This window comes from Arthrobacter sp. NPDC057009, from assembly GCF_042673905.1.
GTDB lineage: Bacteria > Actinomycetota > Actinomycetes > Actinomycetales > Micrococcaceae > Arthrobacter.
Genome location: NZ_JBHUSB010000007.1, coordinates 134,833 through 154,251 on the forward strand (window position 1 = coordinate 134,833; position 19,419 = coordinate 154,251).

Annotated in this window: 17 protein-coding genes; 7 read left to right on the forward strand and 10 right to left on the reverse strand. The window is 66.6% G+C overall.

Annotated elements, in window-relative coordinates; genetic code table 11:
- Positions 1-39 precede the first annotated feature (39 nt).
- On the forward strand, positions 40-843 hold the full coding sequence (locus ACFTR6_RS09730) for an SDR family oxidoreductase (protein WP_076799091.1): 804 nt from the start codon (positions 40-42) through the stop codon (positions 841-843).
- On the opposite strand, the gene ACFTR6_RS09735 is transcribed toward ACFTR6_RS09730, so the two are convergent.
- Positions 782-1,882, reverse strand: coding sequence for an FUSC family protein (locus tag ACFTR6_RS09735; RefSeq protein ID WP_377957742.1), 1,101 nt, complete (start codon positions 1,880-1,882; stop codon positions 782-784). The two genes, ACFTR6_RS09730 and ACFTR6_RS09735, sit on opposite strands and share 62 nt — an antisense overlap.
- A 202-nt stretch (positions 1,883-2,084) precedes the next feature.
- A complete protein-coding gene (locus tag ACFTR6_RS09740) occupies positions 2,085-3,683 on the reverse strand; it encodes an MFS transporter (RefSeq protein ID WP_377957743.1) in 1,599 nt (532 codons plus the stop codon).
- A 427-nt stretch (positions 3,684-4,110) separates the two neighbouring features.
- Here ACFTR6_RS09740 and ACFTR6_RS09745 point away from each other — a divergent pair, with 427 nt between their 5' ends.
- Both ACFTR6_RS09745 and ACFTR6_RS09750 read left to right on the forward strand, forming a co-directional pair.
- Positions 4,111-4,617: a hypothetical protein gene (locus tag ACFTR6_RS09745; RefSeq protein ID WP_377957744.1), complete on the forward strand. Its 507-nt coding sequence runs from the start codon at positions 4,111-4,113 to the stop codon at positions 4,615-4,617.
- 281 nt (positions 4,618-4,898) lie between these two features.
- A complete protein-coding gene (locus tag ACFTR6_RS09750) occupies positions 4,899-5,159 on the forward strand; it encodes a hypothetical protein (RefSeq protein WP_076799089.1) in 261 nt (86 codons plus the stop codon).
- A 76-nt stretch (positions 5,160-5,235) separates the two neighbouring features.
- Here the strand turns inward: ACFTR6_RS09750 and ACFTR6_RS09755 are convergent, their stop codons facing one another.
- Positions 5,236-7,815, reverse strand: a complete 2,580-nt coding sequence (locus ACFTR6_RS09755) for an ATP-dependent DNA ligase (protein ID WP_377957745.1) — start codon at positions 7,813-7,815, stop codon at positions 5,236-5,238.
- A 40-nt stretch (positions 7,816-7,855) separates the two neighbouring features.
- Between ACFTR6_RS09755 and ACFTR6_RS09760 the strand changes: the two genes are divergently transcribed.
- Positions 7,856-9,040, forward strand: a complete 1,185-nt coding sequence (locus ACFTR6_RS09760; protein WP_377957746.1) for a Ku protein — start codon at positions 7,856-7,858, stop codon at positions 9,038-9,040.
- 40 nt (positions 9,041-9,080) lie between these two features.
- Here the strand turns inward: ACFTR6_RS09760 and ACFTR6_RS09765 are convergent, their stop codons facing one another.
- The 7 genes from ACFTR6_RS09765 to ACFTR6_RS09795 form a co-directional block, all read right to left on the reverse strand.
- Positions 9,081-9,347 carry a Rho termination factor N-terminal domain-containing protein gene (locus ACFTR6_RS09765; protein WP_377957747.1) on the reverse strand — a complete coding sequence of 89 codons (267 nt, stop codon included), beginning with the start codon at positions 9,345-9,347 and terminating at the stop codon, positions 9,081-9,083.
- 53 nt (positions 9,348-9,400) lie between these two features.
- Positions 9,401-9,880 (reverse strand): SRPBCC family protein, encoded by a 480-nt coding sequence (locus ACFTR6_RS09770; protein ID WP_377957749.1) that lies wholly within the window; start codon positions 9,878-9,880, stop codon positions 9,401-9,403.
- A 254-nt stretch (positions 9,881-10,134) separates the two neighbouring features.
- A complete protein-coding gene (locus ACFTR6_RS09775) occupies positions 10,135-10,413 on the reverse strand; it encodes an HPr family phosphocarrier protein (RefSeq protein WP_076799084.1) in 279 nt (92 codons plus the stop codon).
- A 50-nt stretch (positions 10,414-10,463) separates the two neighbouring features.
- On the reverse strand, positions 10,464-12,497 hold the full coding sequence (locus ACFTR6_RS09780) for a fructose-specific PTS transporter subunit EIIC (protein ID WP_377957750.1): 2,034 nt from the start codon (positions 12,495-12,497) through the stop codon (positions 10,464-10,466).
- Between the two features lie 2 nt (positions 12,498-12,499).
- The gene (locus ACFTR6_RS09785) at positions 12,500-13,510 is read right to left on the reverse strand and encodes a 1-phosphofructokinase family hexose kinase (RefSeq protein ID WP_076799082.1); all 1,011 of its coding nucleotides are present in this window, start codon (positions 13,508-13,510) and stop codon (positions 12,500-12,502) included.
- Entirely contained in the window at positions 13,507-14,313 is an 807-nt protein-coding gene (locus ACFTR6_RS09790) for a DeoR/GlpR family DNA-binding transcription regulator (protein WP_076799081.1), read from the reverse strand. Before ACFTR6_RS09790 ends, ACFTR6_RS09785 begins: the two co-directional genes overlap by 4 nt.
- 204 nt (positions 14,314-14,517) lie before the next feature.
- Positions 14,518-14,775 (reverse strand): DUF6458 family protein, encoded by a 258-nt coding sequence (locus ACFTR6_RS09795; protein WP_076799080.1) that lies wholly within the window; start codon positions 14,773-14,775, stop codon positions 14,518-14,520.
- 172 nt (positions 14,776-14,947) lie between these two features.
- On the opposite strand from ACFTR6_RS09795, the gene ACFTR6_RS09800 reads away from it, so the two are divergent.
- The 3 genes from ACFTR6_RS09800 to ACFTR6_RS09810 all read left to right on the forward strand — a co-directional run bounded on the left by ACFTR6_RS09800 (position 14,948) and on the right by ACFTR6_RS09810 (position 19,384).
- Positions 14,948-15,565, forward strand: coding sequence for an alpha/beta hydrolase (locus tag ACFTR6_RS09800; protein WP_377957751.1), 618 nt, complete (start codon positions 14,948-14,950; stop codon positions 15,563-15,565).
- Between the two features lie 629 nt (positions 15,566-16,194).
- Positions 16,195-16,941, forward strand: coding sequence for an HAD family phosphatase (locus ACFTR6_RS09805; RefSeq protein WP_087873092.1), 747 nt, complete (start codon positions 16,195-16,197; stop codon positions 16,939-16,941).
- 76 nt (positions 16,942-17,017) lie between these two features.
- Complete coding sequence (locus ACFTR6_RS09810; protein ID WP_377957752.1) at positions 17,018-19,384, forward strand: glycoside hydrolase family 65 protein; 2,367 nt, start codon at positions 17,018-17,020, stop codon at positions 19,382-19,384.
- The last annotated feature ends 35 nt before the right edge of the window (positions 19,385-19,419 follow it).

The window sequence follows — 19,419 nt, forward strand, 5'->3', positions numbered from 1 at the left end:
ACCGGCCACTTCGCAGGCCCGGGCAGCTAGGCTGTGGGCATGACGCCGAACACCGCCAGACCCACAGCCCTCGTCACCGGTGCCACCGCGGGACTGGGCGCCGAATTTGCCCGCCAGCTGGCCGAACAGGGCAACAACCTGGTGCTCGTTGCCCGCGACACGGCCCGGCTGCAGGCCACGGCGGACGAGCTGCAGCGGCGGTACGGAACCACGGCTGAGGTGCTGACCGCGGACCTGACCGACGACGGCGGCGTGGCCGCCGTCGTCGGACGCCTGTCCGACCCGTCACGGCCGGTGGACATGCTGGTGAACAATGCCGGCATCGGGCTGCTGCACAACTTCGATGAGAACCCGATCGATGATGAGCGCAAGCACCTGAAGCTGCATGTGCAGACGGCGATGGAGCTCTGCCACGCCGCCCTGCAGGGCATGCTGGAGCGCGGCTCCGGCCGGATCGTCAACGTGGCCAGTGTGGCGGCCTTCCTTCCCCGCGGCTCCTACTCCGCGGCGAAGGCGTGGCTGGTCAGCTTCAGCCGCTGGGCGAACCTCGCGTACTCGCCCCGGGGTGTGAAGGTCACCGCGGTCTGCCCCGGGTTTGTCCATACCGAGTTCCATGACCGGATGGGGATGGACAAGTCAGTGGCACCGGGTTGGACGTGGCTGCGGCCAGGGCGCGTGGTCCGTGAAGCGCTGGCGGACAATGAGCGCGGGAAGGCCGTCTCGATCCCCACCAAGCGCTACAAGATCGTGGCCGCCGTCGCCCGGCTGGTGCCGGACAGGTTCATTGCCGGGCCGCCGCGCCGCCCGCAGGAGCCGGGCCTCGGTTCCGGCGCCAGCGGATAAAGCGCGAGCGGATAAGCACCACCACGAGAATTCCGACGCCGGCCCCCACCACGGTTTCGACGGCGCGTTCGGTGATCAGCACCTGCGGGTCGTCCGGCGCCGCCAGCTGGGTCATCAGCAGGATCACCGGCGTGAACGAGACCATCGCCAGCCCGTAGTGCCGGGTCATGAACAGCTCGGTGGTGAACTGGAAGACGATCACCAGCAGCGCCAGCACCGCGGCCTCCGCCCCCGGGAAAAAGCGCAGCGGGGCCCAGGGCCCGGGAAGCAGCACGACGGCGACCACCACCAGCCCGAGGAACGTCCCCATGATCCTGTGGATCCCGCGGTGGACGCTGCTGGGCAGGTCCGCGCCGGCGAGCGGAACCGCCGCTGCCGCCATCGCCCAGTGCGGGTGGCCGCTTCCGGACAGGACGCCGATGGCACCGGCGGCACCGACGGCCAGCACATGGCGCGAAGCGTGGATGGCCGCCCGGCGGCGCAGGGCTCCGCGCAGGCTGGCTGAGGGTCGCGCCGCGCCGGGTTTCCATGCCCTGCCGCGGACCCAGCCACCAAATCCCACGAGGATTGAGAAGGCCGCGGAGCCGACCGCGATGAGCAGGGCAGCGTACCAGGGAACGGCGACCGGCACGGATGCGCAGGCACCCAGGGCGAGGATTCCGAAGAAGGGGCCGTTGGGCCGGAGATGGACCTTGTCCGAGTAGAGGGAACCCACGCCGGCCAGGAGGGCTTCAATGCCGACCAGCCACCACGAGTGCAGGCCGTTGACCGACAGCACCACGCCCACTGTCACGCCCGATAGCAGCACGAGCGCTGCCTGAAGCTGGTGTTTGAGCCGGAGCTGGTGGGGCTCATTGCGGCCGTACATGCCGGTAAGCGCCCCGAACACGGCGTAAATGGTGAGGTCCGGCCGGCCGAGGAGCAGCAGGACGAGGGAAGGAACGGCCACGCTGATGGCCACGCGCCATGCCGAGAGGTGGTCGTTGCTGGCAGGGCCGAGGCTGTGCAGCTGCCGCAGGTGGTGCACTACAGACTGCACCGGCACGACCTCCTTCACCCTACGAAGGTAGCACCGCCGCAAAGATCCCGCCGCGGGCTGGGTCACATATGGCCCTCAACCCGCCGCGGGTGAACCCGGCGTCATGACGCCGCCACGGAAGGGCAGAGTAAAGGCCCGCCCTGCCTGCTCCCTTTGGGGAGCAAAGCGGGACGGGCCTTTAACCCGGACGCGGGGACCGACGTCAGGTGCCGGCGGGCACCTTGTTCAGTTCGTCGTCGAGCTCTTTATGCAGTTCATCAACGGTCTCGAACGGCAGTTCGTCGAGGTCGATCAGCGGGTTCTCATCCTGGGTGGCCACCAATTCACGGGCCTCCGCCTGGGTGTCCACGCTGGGCATGGAGCCGGGCAGCGGGCGCTGGGCGGATTCCTTCAGGAAGTAGATGGCCACGGCACCAACAGCCGAGGTGGCCATCAGGTAGTAGGCGGGCATCATGTCGTTGCCGGTGGCGTTGATGAGGGCAGCCACGATGAACGGCGTGGTGCCGCCGAAGATCGCGACGGCGAAGTTGTAGGCGATGCCCATGGCACCGTAGCGGCTGGCCGTGGGGAACTGGGCCGGCAGCGCCGAAGCGAGGTTCGCGACGTAGAAGGCCACGGGGAAGGCGATCAGGGACAGCCCGGCCAGGGTAGACCAGACGGTGCCAATACCGATCAGCATGAACGCCGGGGCAGCCAGGACCACGGTGCTCACCGCGCCGATCCACAGCACCGGGCGGCGGCCAATACGGTCGGAGAGCTTGCCGGTCAGCGGAATGCAGAGGCTCATGACGACGAGCACCGGAATGGTGAGCAGCGTGCCGTGGACGGGGTCGTACCCCTTGGACTCGGTGAGGTACGTCGGCATGTAGGACGTCAGTGCGTAACCGGCAGTGTTGGCCGCAGCCACCAGGATCATGGCCACGATGATAGAGCGCCAGTAGGCCTTGACGATGCCCAGGGGGCCCTTTGCTGCAGCCTCATCACCTGCGGCAGCGTCCTTGGCGAGTTCCTCCTGGGCGTCCAGGGTGGCCTGGAACTGGGGGGACTCCTCGATCTTGTTCCGGAAGTAGATCGCGATGAGGCCCAGCGGCCCGGCGATCAGGAACGGCAGGCGCCAGCCCCAGTCCTCCATGGCGGCCTGGCCCAGGGTCAGCTGCAGCACGGACACCAGTGCGGCGCCCAGGGCGAAGCCGAGGTAGCTGCCCATGTCCAGGAAGCTGGCGAAGAAACCGCGGCGCTTGTCGGGCGAGTATTCGCTGACGAAGGTGGTGGCACCGGCGTATTCGCCGCCGGTGGAGAAGCCCTGCACGAGCTTGAGCACAACCAGGAGTGCCGCTGCCCACATGCCGATCTGCGCGTAGCCGGGCAGCAGGCCGACGGCGAAGGTGCTGGCCGCCATCAGCATCAGTGTGGCCGCGAGGACCTTTTGGCGGCCAATCTTGTCACCAAGCCAGCCGAACACGACGCCACCGAGGGGGCGGGCGATGAAGGTGGCAGCGAAGGTGCCCAGGAGGAACAGCGTCTGGACGGTCTTGTCGGCCTCCGGCAGGAACACCGGACCCATGGTGGTGATCAGGTAGCCGAACACACCGACGTCGTACCACTCCATGGTGTTGCCCACGATTGTGCCGCCGAGGGCCTTTTTGAGCATGGGCTGGTCTACGACGTTTACGTCGGATTCCTTGAGCCGGCGCCGCGCGAGCAGCTTGGGTTTCTTCGCACCGTGGGGTGCGGACTGATTGGTTCCGCTGGCGTTCCTGGCGCCTGATGGAGAGTCGGTCGTGCTTCGGTCTGTGGGCATTTGGGCAACTCCTGTGGAGGTCATTTGCTTGCGACTTTTAGCTGCCCCGCTCCGGGCAGGCCTTCAATTTTACGGGATTTTCATGGTCTTCCAGAGTTTGGTGCCGTATGATCGCCCGGTTTAGGGGGCCCACGGGACCCAACGCGGGATTTCTTTTGGCCGTTCCGGCCCCGGGATTCCGCGGATTTTCGGCAGCCGCGGCGATCGTTATCAAAACTTTTTCCGGAGCAGCGCTTTCGGGGCCGGTTTCCGGAGGATTCCAGCCATGTCGGACGGGCACTGGCCGGCCTCACGCCAGGAGAATCGGGCCCCCATTCCGGAGCGGTTGAACCGTTCAACAGCCGTGCTCGTCTGATTGGGTAGCGCAATGTTTCCAGGCCGTTCATATTTTCCAGACAGTTCACATTTCCAGACAGGGGTGTTCGCCATGGACTACGAGGTCAGCGGTCTGCCGATGCATGTGTTGCTCGTCCACGCCACGGTGGTCTTCGTTCCGCTGGCCGCCCTGTGCACGCTGCTGAGCCTGCTCTGGCCCGCTGCCCGGAGGCGGCTGGGGATCGTGACGCCGCTGATTGCCCTGCTGGCGCTCGTCCTGGTGCCCATCACCACCGCGGCCGGGTCGTGGCTGCTGGACCGCGTAGATTCCACTCCGCAGATCAACGCCCACATGCAGCTTGGCGGGACCCTGCTGCCCTGGGTGGTGGGTGTGTTCCTCGTGGCCCTGGCCGAGTGGCTGTGGTTCCGCTACGGCGGAACGCAGGGGGAGGGGATGAGGCGGCGCATGGGTGCCGTCGGTTCGCGCATCGCGGGGGTTGCCGCCGTCGTGGTTGCCCTGGTGGTCTGCGGGGGTGCCGTTGCCACTGTGGTGCTCGTTGGGGAATCAGGGTCCCGGGCGGTATGGGAAGGATCCTTCCGGACCGGCGCCGACGACTGAGAATTCTCTTCCCGGGCGGCGTGATTCTGCCTAAGGTGGATCCATGGGAACACTGATCTTTGAGTAATGGACGCGCCATGGCGGCCCGGGCGACGGCTCCGCTTTTGGCCGCAGTGCCCGGCGTCACCGCCGCAAACAACTCCGCCTGAACAGGATCCTGCCTCCGCAGTGCTTTTCGCCGGGGCGGGCTTCTTCGCTGGAGCAGGGATTCGCTTCCGGCGAGGGCGGAATCACGGATCCAATATGGGGAACACTTCATTTCATCGCGGAAGGAAGAACAAATGGCCGACTCCTATAAAGGAAGCAGCATCAGCCCGGATGTCGCTGCGCATCTGGCGGAATCGATGGAAAGGGCGCCGCTGCCCACTCCCGAGACCTTGGCCGTGACCTCGGCCATGGGCGGGGGCAGGCAATGGCCGGACGGCAACGGCAAGCGCCGCCACCCGAAGGAACACGGAGCAAGCCCCGGCCGCGTGGGACAGGGTGCTGCCGTGACGGCCATCCACCGGACCAGCCGCCCGCAAATGCCGCACTCGTCCTGATCCTGCTGCAATCCGAAACAGCCCGGTGACACCTGATATTCGGGTGTCACCGGGCTGTTTCCATGTCCCGCATGGTTCACAGGCCCTGGGACTCCACCACAACCTCCGCCGGTTCCTTGTCCAGCCGCCAGCCGCGCCATACAGGGTGGCGGAGCTTGCCGCTCCCGGTCCACTCACCGAAAGTCACCTCGCCCACCAGGTCGGGCTTGACCCAGCGGGCGTCTGCCGCGTCTGCCGAGGGGACGTCATCGAAGGGCCGCGTCTTTTGGGCCAGCCCCTCCAGCCTTTTCCGCAACTCCTCCAGTTCACGCATGCTGAAGCCGCTTCCCACACGGCCCACATACCGCAGAGTCTTGCCCTCCGGAATGCCCACAAGGAGGGATCCCACGGTGTTGGACCGGTCGCCCTTGCCGGGCCGCCAGCCGCCCACCACCACTTCCTGTGTCTGTTCGATCTTGAGCTTGATCCATGTGTGGGTCCGCTGCCCGCTCACATAGCGGCTGTCCGCCCGCTTGGCCATCACGCCTTCCAAGCCCAGTTCCCGGGCGCTTTCCAGGATGTGTTCCACCCGGTCGTCCAGGGTCTCCGACAGTTCCACCGGGCACTCGCCGGGTTCGAAGAAGTCAGCCAGCCGCTCCCGCCGCTTCCTCAGGGGCAGCTTGCGAAGGTCATCGCCGCCGTCGGCCAGGAGGTCGAAGAGCATCATCCGCACCGGGATGGTGGCACGCGCCCGCTTCACGTCGCCCGGCCTGGTCAGCTTCATTCTTCCCTGCAGGAGCCCGAAGTCCGGCCGGCCGGACGGCCCGACGGCGATGATCTCACCGTCAGCGATGAAGTCCTGCGGCGGCCAGCAGCTCCGGTCCGTGAATTCCGGATAGCTGGCCGACATGTCGTTGCCATTGCGGCTCAGGAGCCTGATCCGGTCGCCGTCCGCCACCACGAGCGCGCGGATCCCGTCCCACTTGAGTTCGAAGAGCCACTCGCTGCCGTGCAGATCCGCCAGGGTGCCTGCCGAGGCGAGCATGGGGGCCGGGTCCTCCTGAAGGGCGCTGACACCTCTTGGGGCCGCGGCCGGAGCCGCCTGAGCGGGCGCGGAGCGGGTGTGCGCGGCAGCGCGGGCCGGGCCCGCCGGTCCCTTGGTGCCGACCTGCTTTTTCCGTGCGCCGGTGACCCTGTCCATCAGATGGATGAGCCACTGGGATTCCTCGCCCTGCCCCTTCCCCGTATGGATCAGGGCGAACTTCCTGGTGCCGCCCAGCCCGCCGCCCTCCTGGCCGGTCAGTGTGGCTATGACTTCCTTTCCGTTCACCCACTTTTCGAGCTCGTAGACGCCCTTGTCCCAGATGCTCACGCTGCCCGCCCCGTATTCGCCCTTGGGGATGTCACCCTCAAAATCGGCGTAGTCCATGGGGTGGTCTTCGGTCTGTACGGCCAAGTGGTTCTTGTCCGCTGACTCGGGCACCCCCTTGGGCAGGGCCCAGGAGACCAGAACCCCCTCGTGCTCCAGCCGGAAGTCGTAATGCAGCCGGCTGGCGTGATGCTCCTGGATTACGAAGATCTCCTTGCCCGCCTGCGCGGAGGCGCCGTTGGCTTTCGCCGCGTGGTGTTCTTCGGCGGTGAACGGCTCGGGCGTTTTTCCTTGGTCGCGCAGGGACCGGTACTTGTTCAGCCGGGGATCGGCATGGCCTCCGCCGCGCGGACCGTCGGCAGCAGTGTGGGCGGGCCCGGTGTGGACGAGGCTGGGGTGGGCTGGGCTGGGATGGCCGGTGACCGCACTGATCGGCGCGAAGGGGTCCTTGCCGGCCGCCACCCGGCGCATGACCTCCTCGTAGTCCAGGTGCTTCAGCGACGGCGAACCCAGCTCCCGCCAGGTCCGCGGCGCCGCCACCGTGGGGTGCAGCCGCCCGCGGAGCGAGTACGGAACGATCGTGGTCTTCGCTGCGTTGTTCTGGCTCCAGTCGACCAGGACCTTCCCCGTCCGAAGGGCCTTCTTCATGTCGCTGACGGCAATGTCGGGATGGTCGGCCTCCAGTGCGCGGGCCAGTTCCCGCGCGAAGGCGGAAACCTCATCCGAGCTCTGCGTCCCCTTGAGGACTGCATACAGGTGGATGCCCTTGCTGCCGCTGGTGACCGGAACGGGGTCAAGCCCCACGTCCTGCAGGATGGTCCGCGCCAGTTTGGCCACCTCCACGCATTCGGGCAGGCCCGCGCCTTCCCCGGGATCGAGGTCCAGGACCAGCCGGTCGGGCGGCAAAGAACGTCCGTGGGAGTCCACCGTCCACTGCGGCACGTGGATCTCCAGCGAGGCGATCTGCGCCAGCCAGGTGAGGGTGGCCGGATCATTAAGCAGCGGATAGTAGTTGGTGTTGGTCTTGTGCGTGATGGCGGCACGGGGCACCCAGCCGGGCGCCGATTCGTCCAGGTTCTTCTGGAAGAACACCTCGCCCGGGTTGTCCTCAGTTCCTACTCCGTGCACCCATCGCTTGCGGGTCACCGGGCGGTTTCTGGCAGCGGGAATGAGAACCGGGGCCACCGCAGCGTAGTAGGCGATGACGTCCGCCTTGGTGGTGCCGGTGGCGGGATACATTATCTTGTCGAGGTTGGTCAGGGTCAGTTCGCGGCCACCGACCCTTACGCGTTCCTTACCGCCGGCCATGGGGCTTCACCTCCGGCGCTGTGTGCTGTTGACTGTTCTCATGAGAGCGATCTGGAAAGGCGCCATCGCGTTCGGGCTGGTCAACGTCCCGGTGAAGGTCTACAGCGCCACCGAGGACCACGACATCAGCCTCCATCAGGTGCACAACGCCGACGGCGGCCGGATCCGCTACCAGCGCCGCTGCGAGGTGTGCGGCGAGGTAGTTGACTACTCCGACATCGAGAAGGCCTACGAGGACGACGGCCGGACAGTGATCCTCACCAAGGACGAGCTCAAGGCCATCCCCGCGGAGAACAGCCACGAAATCGAAGTGGTGCAGTTCGTCCCCTCCGAACAGCTCGACCCCATCATGTTCGAGAAGAGCTATTACCTGGAGCCTGACTCGAAGTCGCCCAAGGCCTACATGCTTCTGCGCAGGGCCCTGGAGGACACCGAGCGTGTGGCCGTGGTGCAGTTCGCCCTGCGGGACAAGACGCGGCTGGGTGCCTTGCGGATCCGCGATGACGTCCTGATGCTGCAGGCTCTCCTGTGGGCGGACGAAGTCCGGGAGGCCGCGTTTCCTGCCTTGGACACCTCCATCCGCATTTCCGCGCAGGAACGGGAGATGTCCGCAGCGCTGGTGGAGTCCATGGCGTCCGACTTCGAGCCCGAGCAGTTCACCGACGACTACCAGGCGCAGCTTCGGCAGCTCATCGAGGCCAAGCTGGAAAAGGGCGACGCGCTGGATACGGAAGAGACGTTCGGTGCCGAAGCGGAGGGCGGCAAGGGTGAAGTCATCGACCTGATGGAAGCGCTCAAACGCAGCCTCGACAAGAAGCGCGGGGGAGGGGCGGCAGCCCGCGAACCGGATGAGGAGGAACCGGCTGAAGAAGAGGCGCCCGAACCCGCCAAGCGCAGCGGGCGCAGCACCGGCGGAGGCAGGAGCAGCGGCAGCCGGAGCAGCGCCGCCAAAAAGGACGCCGGGGATTCGGAGGCTGAAACTGCCAAGAGCGGCACAACCAAGAGAGCTACCGCGGGCGCCCGCAGCAAGGCTGCCGGCCCGTCGAAGACAAGTACTGCCTCGAAGGCCGGCACTGCCTCCAAGACTGGCACCGCCTCTAAGTCCGGCACTGCCTCCAAGACCGGCACCGCCTCCAAGACCAGTACCGCTGCCAAGTCCGGGGCGGCGGCGAAGACCGGCACCGCCACCAAGTCCACGGCGAAGACCGCGCGGAAGGGCGCCTGACAAGGCGGGCGCTCCGCCGCGCGGCTGCACCTGCATGCGCTCAGGAGTTCCTGAGCGCTGAGATGAGTTCGCTCTTTTTCTTACCTGAGTATCCCTTGAGGCCGATGTCCTTGGCTTTTGCCTTGAGCTGGTCCACGGTCCAGTCCTCGTAGTCGCCGGCCTTGCCGCCCTTGCGGCCCACCTCGGAGCGTCCCTTCTTGGCTGCCGCGTTGGAGACACGGGCCGCCTTCTGTTTTGAGGCCCCTTCGTCGCGGAGCTCTTCGTAGAGTTTGGGGTCCTTCAGGCTGGGGTTCTTCTTTTCTGGCATGGCGTCCTCCGTGATGGAATGCGCGGCCGCAGCGAAACGGCCGGTGTAGTGGGTCAGCGGGCTCCCGGGCTGTCCACTTCGCCCCGGTCCACCCAGGCGCGCCAGGCGCCTGTCTCGATGCCCCGGGCCTCGATGAACTCCTTGAACCGGGCAAGGTCGGCGGACACCTGCTGCTCATCCACGTGGGCTGCGGCGCCGGCCCGCTCCAGCAGGGTTTCCGGCTCCCATTCGAGTTCCACGTTCACGCGGCAGAGGTCCTCGCCAAGTTCCTCGAAGGTCACCCGCCCAGCGTTGCGGGGCTTGTCCTTGCTGACCCAGGCAATGCACCGGTCCGGCGTCTGTTCCAGGATCTGCGCGTCGTACTCGCGTTTGACCCCGGCCACACTGGTGCGGAAGTGGACCGAGGTCTCGTCGATCTGTTCGACGGATTCGACGCCCCTCATGAAACTCGGGAAGGATTCGAACTGTGTCCACTGGTTGTAGGCGGTGCTGACTGGTACCTCGACCTCAACGCTTTCCTGCAAGGTTTCCACTCTGTCATCCTCCTTCAGCCCGGCAGTTCCGCCGGTCATTCGAACGGCTGGCCACAGTTCCAAGCTAGTGGGACGCAGAATCAAAAACAAGAAACTACTAAGGTTGCTTACTTCACATCGAAACTGCCGCTGATCAGGGGCGATGCGCGCCTCGGTCACGCCCAGCGGCAATCCATCCCGGGAACGGCAACGGCCGGCCTCCGCACAGCGCCATAAGGGGCTGTTGCGGAAACCGGCCGTAAAGCGTGGGGTGCCTACTCGGCGTCGTGATCCGTTTCCAGGATCTGGACCAGGCGGTCAAGCGCGGCGTCGGCGCCGTCACCCTCGGCCCGCAGCACCACAACGTCGCCGTGCGATGCGCCAAGGCTCATGAGGGAAAGGATGCTGGCTGCGTCCATGGCCTCGTCGGCAGGCTCCCCTTCGCGGGCGATGGTGATGTCGAGGTCGAACTCGCCAGCAGCCTCGGCGAAGATGGCGGCGGGGCGGGCGTGCAGGCCTACACGGCTGGCGACGGTTGCGGTACGTTCGGACATTTCTGCTCCTTGCAATTGCATTGTTGGTTGAGTGCTGAAGGACAGCGGGATCAGACAGTTACCGGGACGGACTCCACCGTATCAACGGCCTTGCGGGCAGCCCAACGTTTGAGGGCCACCACGATGACGGCTGTGATCACCATTCCGGCCAGGATGGAAACGGCGAACATCAGGAGGTTGCCGATGGCAAAGAACACGAAGAAGCCGCCATGGGGTGCCTGTGACGTCACACCGAAGGCCATGCTGAGCGCTCCGGTGACGGCTCCACCGGCCATGCTGGCCGGGATGACGCGCAGCGGATCTGCCGCTGCGAACGGAATGGCACCTTCGGAGATGAAGGAGGCTCCCAGCAGCCACGCCGCCTTGCCGTTTTCGCGCTCGGCCAGGCTGAAGACCTTCTTGTCCAGGACGGTTGCCAGCGCCATGGCAAGCGGCGGCACCATGCCGGCGGCCATCACAGTGGCCATGATTTGCCACGGAGCCTGGTTGGTGGCGCTGCCGGCGCTCAGGCCGGCGACGGCGAAGGCGTAGGCCACTTTGTTGACGGGGCCGCCGAGGTCGAAGCACATCATGAGGCCGAGGATGACACCGAGAACGACGGCGGATGCGCCGGTCATGCCGGAGAGCCAGCCGTTCAGGCCAGCGGTGAGGCCGGCGATGGGGCCGCCCAGCACCATGAACATGAGGCCGGAGGCGACGATGGAGGCCAGCAGGGGGATGATGACGACGGGCATCAGGCCGCGCAGCCAACGCGGGACGGCCCAGCTGCCGATGACGTGTGCGATGTAGCCTGCGAGCAGGCCGCCGACGATGCCGCCGAGGAAGCCGGCGCCCATGAAGCCAGCCACAGCACCAGAGACGAAGCCCGGGGCGATGCCCGGCCTGTCCGCAATGGCGTAGGCGATGTATCCCGCCAGGGCCGGCACCAGGAAGCCCATGGACAGGGCGCCGATTTTGAACATCACGGCACCCAGATAGATGGCGAGGCCACCTTCGGGCAGGTTACCGAAGTTGTTCTCCAGGACGACGGTGTCGGCCACTTCAGTGATGTCATACCCGCCAAGCAGGAAGCCGAGCGCAATCAGCAGGCCGCCACCGGCTACGAACGGGATCATGTAGCTCACGCCGGTGAGCAGTGCCCGCTTCAGCTTCTGGCCGATGTGCTCGCCCTTTTCGGCGGCTTCCCGCTCGGCCTGCTCCTCGGCCCCGAAGTGCGGAACACGGTGCGCGTGCGGGTTGTCCGCCGCGTCAAGGGCTTCCTGGACCATTTTGCCGGGCTCGTCGATGCCGCGCTTGACCGGCGCGTTGATGACCGGCTTACCGGCGAATCGCTCCTTGCCGCGCACGTCCACATCGACGGCGAAGATCACGGCGTCTGCAGCGGCGATGACGGCCGGGTCCAGCGGCTTGGCGCCGGAGGAGCCCTGGGTTTCCACCTGCAGGTCCACGCCCACTTCCTTGGCTGCGGCCACGAGGGAGTCCGCTGCCATGTAGGTGTGCGCGATGCCGGTGGGGCAGGCTGTGACGGCGACGAGGCGCTTGGGCCCGCCGGCGGCAGTTCCGGCAGCAGCGCCAGTGGCTGCCGGGGCGGCCGTGGCCCCAGCCGTTTCGGGTGTGGCGGCAGCAGCCGGCTTGTCCGACAAGGCGTTGTCCACGAGCTCCACGATTTCTTCCCGGGTGGTGGCCGCGCGGAGCGCCCCCGTGAAGTCCTTCTTGATCAGCGAGCGGGCCAGCTTGGACAGCAGCTTCAGGTGCTCCTGGTCGGCGCCGGCCGGTGCGGCGATGAAGAAGATGAGGTCGGCGGGGCCGTCCTTGGCGCCGAAATCGACGGGCTGGGACAGGCGGGCCATGGCGAGGGTGGGTTCGGTCACGGCGGCCGAGCGGCAGTGCGGGATGGCGATGCCGCCGGGAACGCCGGTGGCGGTCTTCTGTTCGCGGGCGAAGGCATCCGTGAAGAGGCCTTCAACTTCGCTCGCGCGACCGTTGGCGGCAACACGGCCGGCCAGGTGGCGGATCACGTCCTCGGGCGAATTGCCCAGGTTCTGGTCAAGCTCGACCAGGTCCGCGGTGATGAGCTGAGTCACTGTCAATCCTTCCGGAGGGCCGTGATGGTTACGGCGTCGGGGGTTGTTTGGTGGACTGCCGGAACGGTGGAACCCGGCAGGGAAGCGGCGGCGGCGCCATGTGCCACAGCCTGGCGGAGGCAGTCGGCCGGGGCAGCGCCCTGGCTGGCGGCCAGCAGGTAGCCGGCCAGCGACGAGTCTCCCGCGCCGACCGTACTGACTGCGGTGACCGGCGGGTGCGTGGCCAGCCACGCGCCGTCGGCCGTCACGAGGACAGCGCCCTTTGAACCGAGCGTTGCCAACACGGCCCCCACACCGGAACGCACGACGGCGGCAGCTGCCGCCGCGGCAGCGTACGGATCCGCTTCGAGTTCCTCAGCCGTGCTTGCCGAGGAAGACCCTGCTGCTGCGGCCAGTTCCGCCAGCTCCTCGGCATTGGGTTTGAGCAGGTCCGGTTTCCCGGAAGCTGTTCCTGTTGATGTTGCCGGTGCCTCGTCGGCGACGGCCGCTGCCAGGGGAGCACCGGAGGAGTCGACGGCGATCATCGGAACGCCCGCACCGGCGTCGGCATTGCGCAGCCGACGGGTGACGGTGGCATAGAAATCAGCCGGCACGCCCGGCGGGAGCGATCCCGCCAGGACCACCCAGCTGGCTCCCCGTGAACGTTCCAGGAGCAGGTTGATCAGCGCTTCCTGGGTGTCCTCGGCGAGGACCGGACCGGGCTCGTTGATCTTGGTGGTGACCCCGCCGGGCTCGGTCAGGGCCACATTGGTCCGCAGCGGTTCGTGGATGGCCAGCGACGCGAACGGTACGCCCTCTTCACGCAGGCCGGCCAGCACGGGATCGGACTCCGCGCCGGGCAGCACCGCAAGGGTCTCGAGGCCGGACGTCACGAGGGCACGGGAAACGTTGACTCCCTTGCCGCCGGATTCCTGCGTGACGGAGACTGCGCGCTGGACTTCGCCGCGCTCAAGCGGGCCGGGCAGGGCCACCGTCCGGTCCAGGCTGGGGTTGGCAGTGAGGGTCACAATCATGCGACCACCACCTCCACGCCTGCCTCGGCGAGGGCCGCTGCTAGTTCAGAGCCGGGTTTGCGGTCAGTGATCACGGTATCCAGATCTTTCAACGAGGCGAACTGGACGAGCGTTTCCGCTTCCAGCTTGGACGAATCGGCCAGGACCACAATGCGGCGCGCCGAATGGACGAAGGCGGCCTTGACTGCGGCCTCTTCGGAGTCTGGTGTGCTGAGGCCGAAGCTTGCGTGGATGCCGTTGGTCCCCACGAAGGCAATGTCCGGGCGCAGCTTGCCGGCTGCTTCCACCGTGCCCTGGCCCACAGCGGCCTGCGTGAGTCCGCGGACCCGGCCGCCCAGAATCTGCAGGGCGATGCCGGGGGTGCTGGCCAGCTTGGCGGCAATGGGAATGGCGTGGGTGATGACCAGGAGCTCCTGGGCGGGATCGGCCGGCTTGGCCGGGGCTGCGGCACCGCGGCGGGCGAGGAGGTCGGCCAGGACTTCGGTGGTGGAGCCGGCGTCGAGGAGAATGCTGCTGGAGGGGCCCTTCGGGAGGAAGTCGAGGGCGGCCTCGGCGATGCGCAGCTTTTGCGCCTGCCGCTGGATGGTCCGCTCGAGGATGCTTTCTTCCGTAGTGCTGAAGCGGTCGGCGGATACGGCCCCGCCGTGTACGCGGCGCACCGTGCCCGCCGATTCCAGAGCGGCCAGGTCGCGGCGCACGGTTTCGGTGGTGATGCGGAACCGCTCGGCGAGGTCGGTCACGCTGGCGCGGCCGCTGGCTGCAACAAGCCCGGCGATCTGCTGCTGGCGCTCCTCGGCAAACACATACCCTCCGTTGCGTAGTGGTGGATCACGGCTCTTCAGTGCTTCAGTGATGGCTGTCACAAATCTGCAAGTACTTGACTTTATCTTCGTTCATGTTGGTTTGTCAACGAAAAAACCACAGAAAACCAAAAGCCGGGCCAGACCCGAAGGTCCGGCCCGGCCATGCTTGGCGAGTCCGCTGCTGCCCGTCCTTGCCGAGCGGCTCTACAGTCCGTTGTCGCGGCTTTCATTCCGGGTGATTCGCTCTCCTGTGTTCGGGTCCACGACAGAGCGCGTCTCACTGACCCGGCCCCTCCTGCCGGGGGAGGCAATGACCAGGGACGCGATGAGCCCGATGACACCGACGGCCATCAGGATGTAGCCGATCAGCGTCATGTCGACGTTGGGGATAAGGCCTGGCGTGACAGCCCAGGCGAGAATGGCGCCCAGGGCGATAAGGAAGATGGAAGAACCGATTCTCATGAGGTGCTCCTTGCGTTCGCGGACTTCTCGCATCCGAGTCCGTGCGGTTTGTCGTGCGCCGATTGCTAAGCATGCTGTCAAGCGTCAGGCTACATCCGGGTACCCCGACTTTCAATCAAAAGTGCAGGTCAGCGGCGCGCGGAGTTTTTGGATGACTCGCTAGGCTGATCGGATGGAGACGGTTGTATGGTCCAAGCCGGAGGAAGAGCGTGCAGGCACCCCGCTGCTGGTAATGATGCACGGCTACGGCACTGACGAATCCAGGATGGTCAACCTCTTCGACTATCTCCCAAAGGAGTTCACCTGCGCGGCGCTCCGCGCGCCCATGCCCATCGCCAACGGCTACGGGTGGTTCCTGCTGGACTACTTCCTGACCAACGATTTTGCCGACGTCATCTCGGCGGCCAACTCCGTGTTTTCCTGGATCGACTCGGCCCGGTCAAACCACACCAGTGTGAGCCTGCTCGGGTATTCGCAGGGAATGGCCATGGCGACCACACTCCTGCGCCTGCGGCCGCGGGACTTCCCTGCCGTGGTGGGGCTTTCCGGATTCGTCCTCAACAATGACCTGCTGGCACTCAGTGAATCCCTTGACGAGCGGCCCCCGTTCTTCTGGGGAAGGGACAAGGCTGACCTGATCATCAACGGGGACGCAATCGCCTATACCGAGGAGTGGCTCAACACGCACACCCGGCTCACCGCGCGAACGTATCCCGGCATGGGTCACGCCATGTCCAAGGCCGAGATGGTGGACGTCAGCGCGTTCCTGCGGCACTACGTCCTGAGCTGACTTAAAAACAGTTGCGGGGCAAAGCTGCAAGCGTTTACACTCATCCTCGACCGGTGCCGGCCATAGCCGTCCACCGATGTTGGGGGCTGGAAGAGAACGACTCAAGAGTTTCGAAAGGGCAGGACCGCGCCATGCCTCCTCGCGCCACCCATCCTGCGCGGACGTTCCGCTGGCTTGCCCTCAACCGCCTGCACCTTCATCATGGACATAGGCCAAAAACCCTGCGCCCGCACATGGGCGCCTTCTGCCTGGCCCGCAATGCAGCGGTGCAACTGGCGGAACCGCGCGAATTCACGCGCCGGACATAGCCCGTTTTTCTTTCAGCCGTTCCGCTGCGGGCAGTGGAACGCCGCCGTTTCCGGCAGGGCAGCGCAGCCCGGTCCGCAGGAAGCCCCGGCTTTTGCAGGCTGCAGAACAAGCCAACAGAACCGCTCGGGCACGCGGCGCGCCTGGCGGAAGGCCGGGCTGAACGGGAAGGTCGCGCTGAGAGCAATGTCGCGCTGAATGCAAGATTCCGGGCGGCAGGTTCTGCAGGCACGCCGCATCTCCCCTGGTCACCGTCGACCACGTTCGTGGTAGTTTCCCCAACACATTGCTGTCCAACCCCCGAAAGGACACGGAGAAAAAGCATGACCGAAACCCTGAATACCAACGCTGGCAGCCGGCCGAACAATTGGACCGGCGCCGCGGCCATCCTCTTTGACCTGGATGGTGTGCTCACCCCCACCGCCATCGTCCACGAGCGCGCCTGGCAGGAACTGTTCGACGGCTACCTCGAAACCGTTCCCGACAAGGACGGGTACCGGGAGAGCGACTACTTTGACCACATCGACGGCAAGCCCAGGTTCGACGGCGTCCGGGACTTCCTGACGTCCCGCGGCATCACCCTTCCGGAGGGCCCGGCCGATGACCACCCGGACAACGTCACAGTCCAGGGCCTGGGCAACCGGAAGAACAGGATCTTTAACGACATTGTCAGCGCCGGGGTTGAGCCATATGAGGGATCGGTGCGTTTCCTGGAAGCCGCGCTGGAGCGTGGACTGAAGGTCGCCGTCGTCTCCTCCTCCCGGAACGCCCCTTCGGTACTGCGGGCGGCCGGCCTGGCGGACCTTTTCCCGGTGGTTGTCGACGGCGTCGCGGCGGCTGAGGCAGGGCTGCCCGGGAAGCCGGACCCCGCCACCTACGAGTACGCTGCCCGGCTCCTTGACCTGCCCAGCGAGCAGTGCGTCGTCGTCGAGGACGCTGTCTCCGGCGTGCAGGCGGGCAGGGCCGGCAGTTTCCACTCCGTCATCGGCGTGGACCGCGGGGCGGGGCGGCAGACGCTGCTCGACGCCGGCGCCACCCTGGTGGTCAACGACCTCGAAGAACTTCTCTAGCCCCGAAGTTCCCGTGCCGGGCCCCCCAGCCCGGCAGAACGTCCAGCACCATTTCGACCGTCTAAGGAACGCCATCATGGCACTCATCAACGCCGACCGCGTCCGCTTCCCCAATGATCCCTGGAAGCTCGTGGAGACGAGCCACGCACCCGGCGACGCCGGGACGCTCGAGACGCTCTTTGCCCTCGGCAACGGCCACCTCGGCGTCCGGGGTGCCCACTGGGCCGCATCCGATGCCGAGCTGCCCGGCAGCTTCATCAACGGCTTCCACGAGATCTGGGACATCAAGCACGCGGAGAACGCCTACGGCTTCGCCCGCACCGGCCAGCGCATCCTCTACATACCGGATGCCAACAATTTCACGGTCATCATCGACGGCGAATTGCTCAGCCTTGCTGAATCGGCAGTGCTCGATTACCGGCGGTCCGTGGACTTTGCCACCGGCATCTACGAGTGCAGCATCGTCTGGCAGTGCCGTTCCGGTGCCACGGTGACCACTGTGGAGCGCCGGGCCGTGGGCTTCGAAGCGCGCGGCAGCCTGGGCATCTCGCTGGAGGTTTCCGCCGACCAGGCAGTCTCCGTGGACGTCACGTCGTCCATCATCAACCGGCAGGACCAGCCCGTGGAGGACCATTCCGCGCACGACCCGCGCCGGGCCGGACGGCACGCGGGCCGCGTTTTGCTGCCTGTCCGGATGGAGGGCGGCGACGGTTCGCTGCGCCTCTCCTGGGAGGCCGCGGAGTCGAAGCAGCGGGTGGGGATCGCCGTCGAACACTGGACATCGGCGGGCCACCAGCCGTTCGATACGCTCGTGGACCAGGACGACAGCAGCGTCCGCTACGTGCTGGCGGTCTCCGCCGATGAGCCGTTCCGGCTGGAAAAAAGCGTCAGCTACGCCGTGGCCAGGGGAGCCCTGACGGGCCGGCCCGGCGTTGCGGACGCGGAAGCCGGGGAGGACCCGGCGGTTGCAGCGGAGGCCGGGCTGAAGCCGGTCGGCGATGTCTTTGCCGAAAGCGAAGCGCACTACCGCAGTTACTGGGCCAACGCCGACATCCAGGTGGGCGCGCAGCCTGAACTGCAGCAGGCCATCCGGTGGAACCTCTTCCAGCTCGCGCAGGCCACCGCCAAGGCGGGCGTTGCCGGCATCCCGGCCAAGGGTGTGACCGGTTCGGGCTACGACGGGCACTATTTCTGGGACCAGGAGATCTACCTCCTGCCGTACCTTACGTATTCAAACCCCGACGGCGCGCGCCAGGTTCTGGAGTTCCGGCACGAGATGCTCCCGGACGCCAAGATCAGGGCCAAGGAGCTGAGCGTTGACGGGGCGCTGTTCCCCTGGCGGACCATCAACGGGCTGGAGGCGAGCGCCTATTACGCTGCCGGCACGGCGCAGTTCCACATTGCCGCTGCCGTTGCTTTTGCCGCCAACCGGTACGTCTGGGCCAGCGGGGATTCCGAGTTCCGCGCGGGGATGGGGGCCGACCTGCTGATTGAAACCGCCCGCATGTGGGCGTCCCTGGGCTTCTTCGGCAAAGACGGGCTGTTCCATGTCCACGGCGTGACGGGGCCCGACGAGTACACGGCGGTGGTGAACGACAACCTGTACACGAACGTCATGGCCCGGTTCAACCTGCGGGCCGCTGCGGCGCTGAACCACCCGGCCGTGGACGACGCCGAACGGGAACTGTGGGAGGCCGCCGCGGAGCGGATCCAGCTGCCCTTCGACGAGCACTTCCAGGTGTACTCGCAGGACAACGACTTCATGACCCTTGAGCCGTGGGACTGGACGACGCCGCGCTCGAAGTACCCGCTGCTCCTGAACTTCCACCCCCTGGTGATTTACCGCCACCAGGTGCTGAAGCAGGCGGACACCGTGCTGGCCATGTTCCTGCAGTGGCAGGAGTTCACGGCCGAGGAAAAGCGCCGGGCCTTCGATTTCTACGATCCCATCACCACAGGCGACTCCACCCTCTCCGCCTGTGTCCAGGGGATCATGGCCGCCGAGGTGGGTTACCGCAAGGCTGCCCTGGACCACTTCACGAACGCCGCTTTCATCGACCTGGACAACACCCACGGCAACACGATCGACGGCGTCCATATCGCCTCCACCGGCGGGGTCTGGAGCTCGCTCGTGTGTGGCTTCGCCGGGCTCCGCGACCAGGGCCCCGTGCCGTTCTTCGATCCGCGGCTGCCCGAGGAATGGGACAGCCTGCGCTTCCACCTCAGGTTGCAGGGGCGGCTGCTCCTGGTGGAACTCGACCAGGGCGCCCTTACGCTGACCGTCCTCGACGGCGGAGAGCTGGACATCGACGTGCGCGGGGCCCGGTTCACTGTGGGTTCCCAGCCGGTCCGCGTTCCGCTGGAGCCGGTGCACGTCCCCGAACCGTCGGTGTTCCCCAGCGGGCCGCCGACGGCGAGCATCCCGGTGGTGCGCGCCGGCTAAGCGGCGCCGGGCGGCACCCGCGGCCCGGCGCCCCT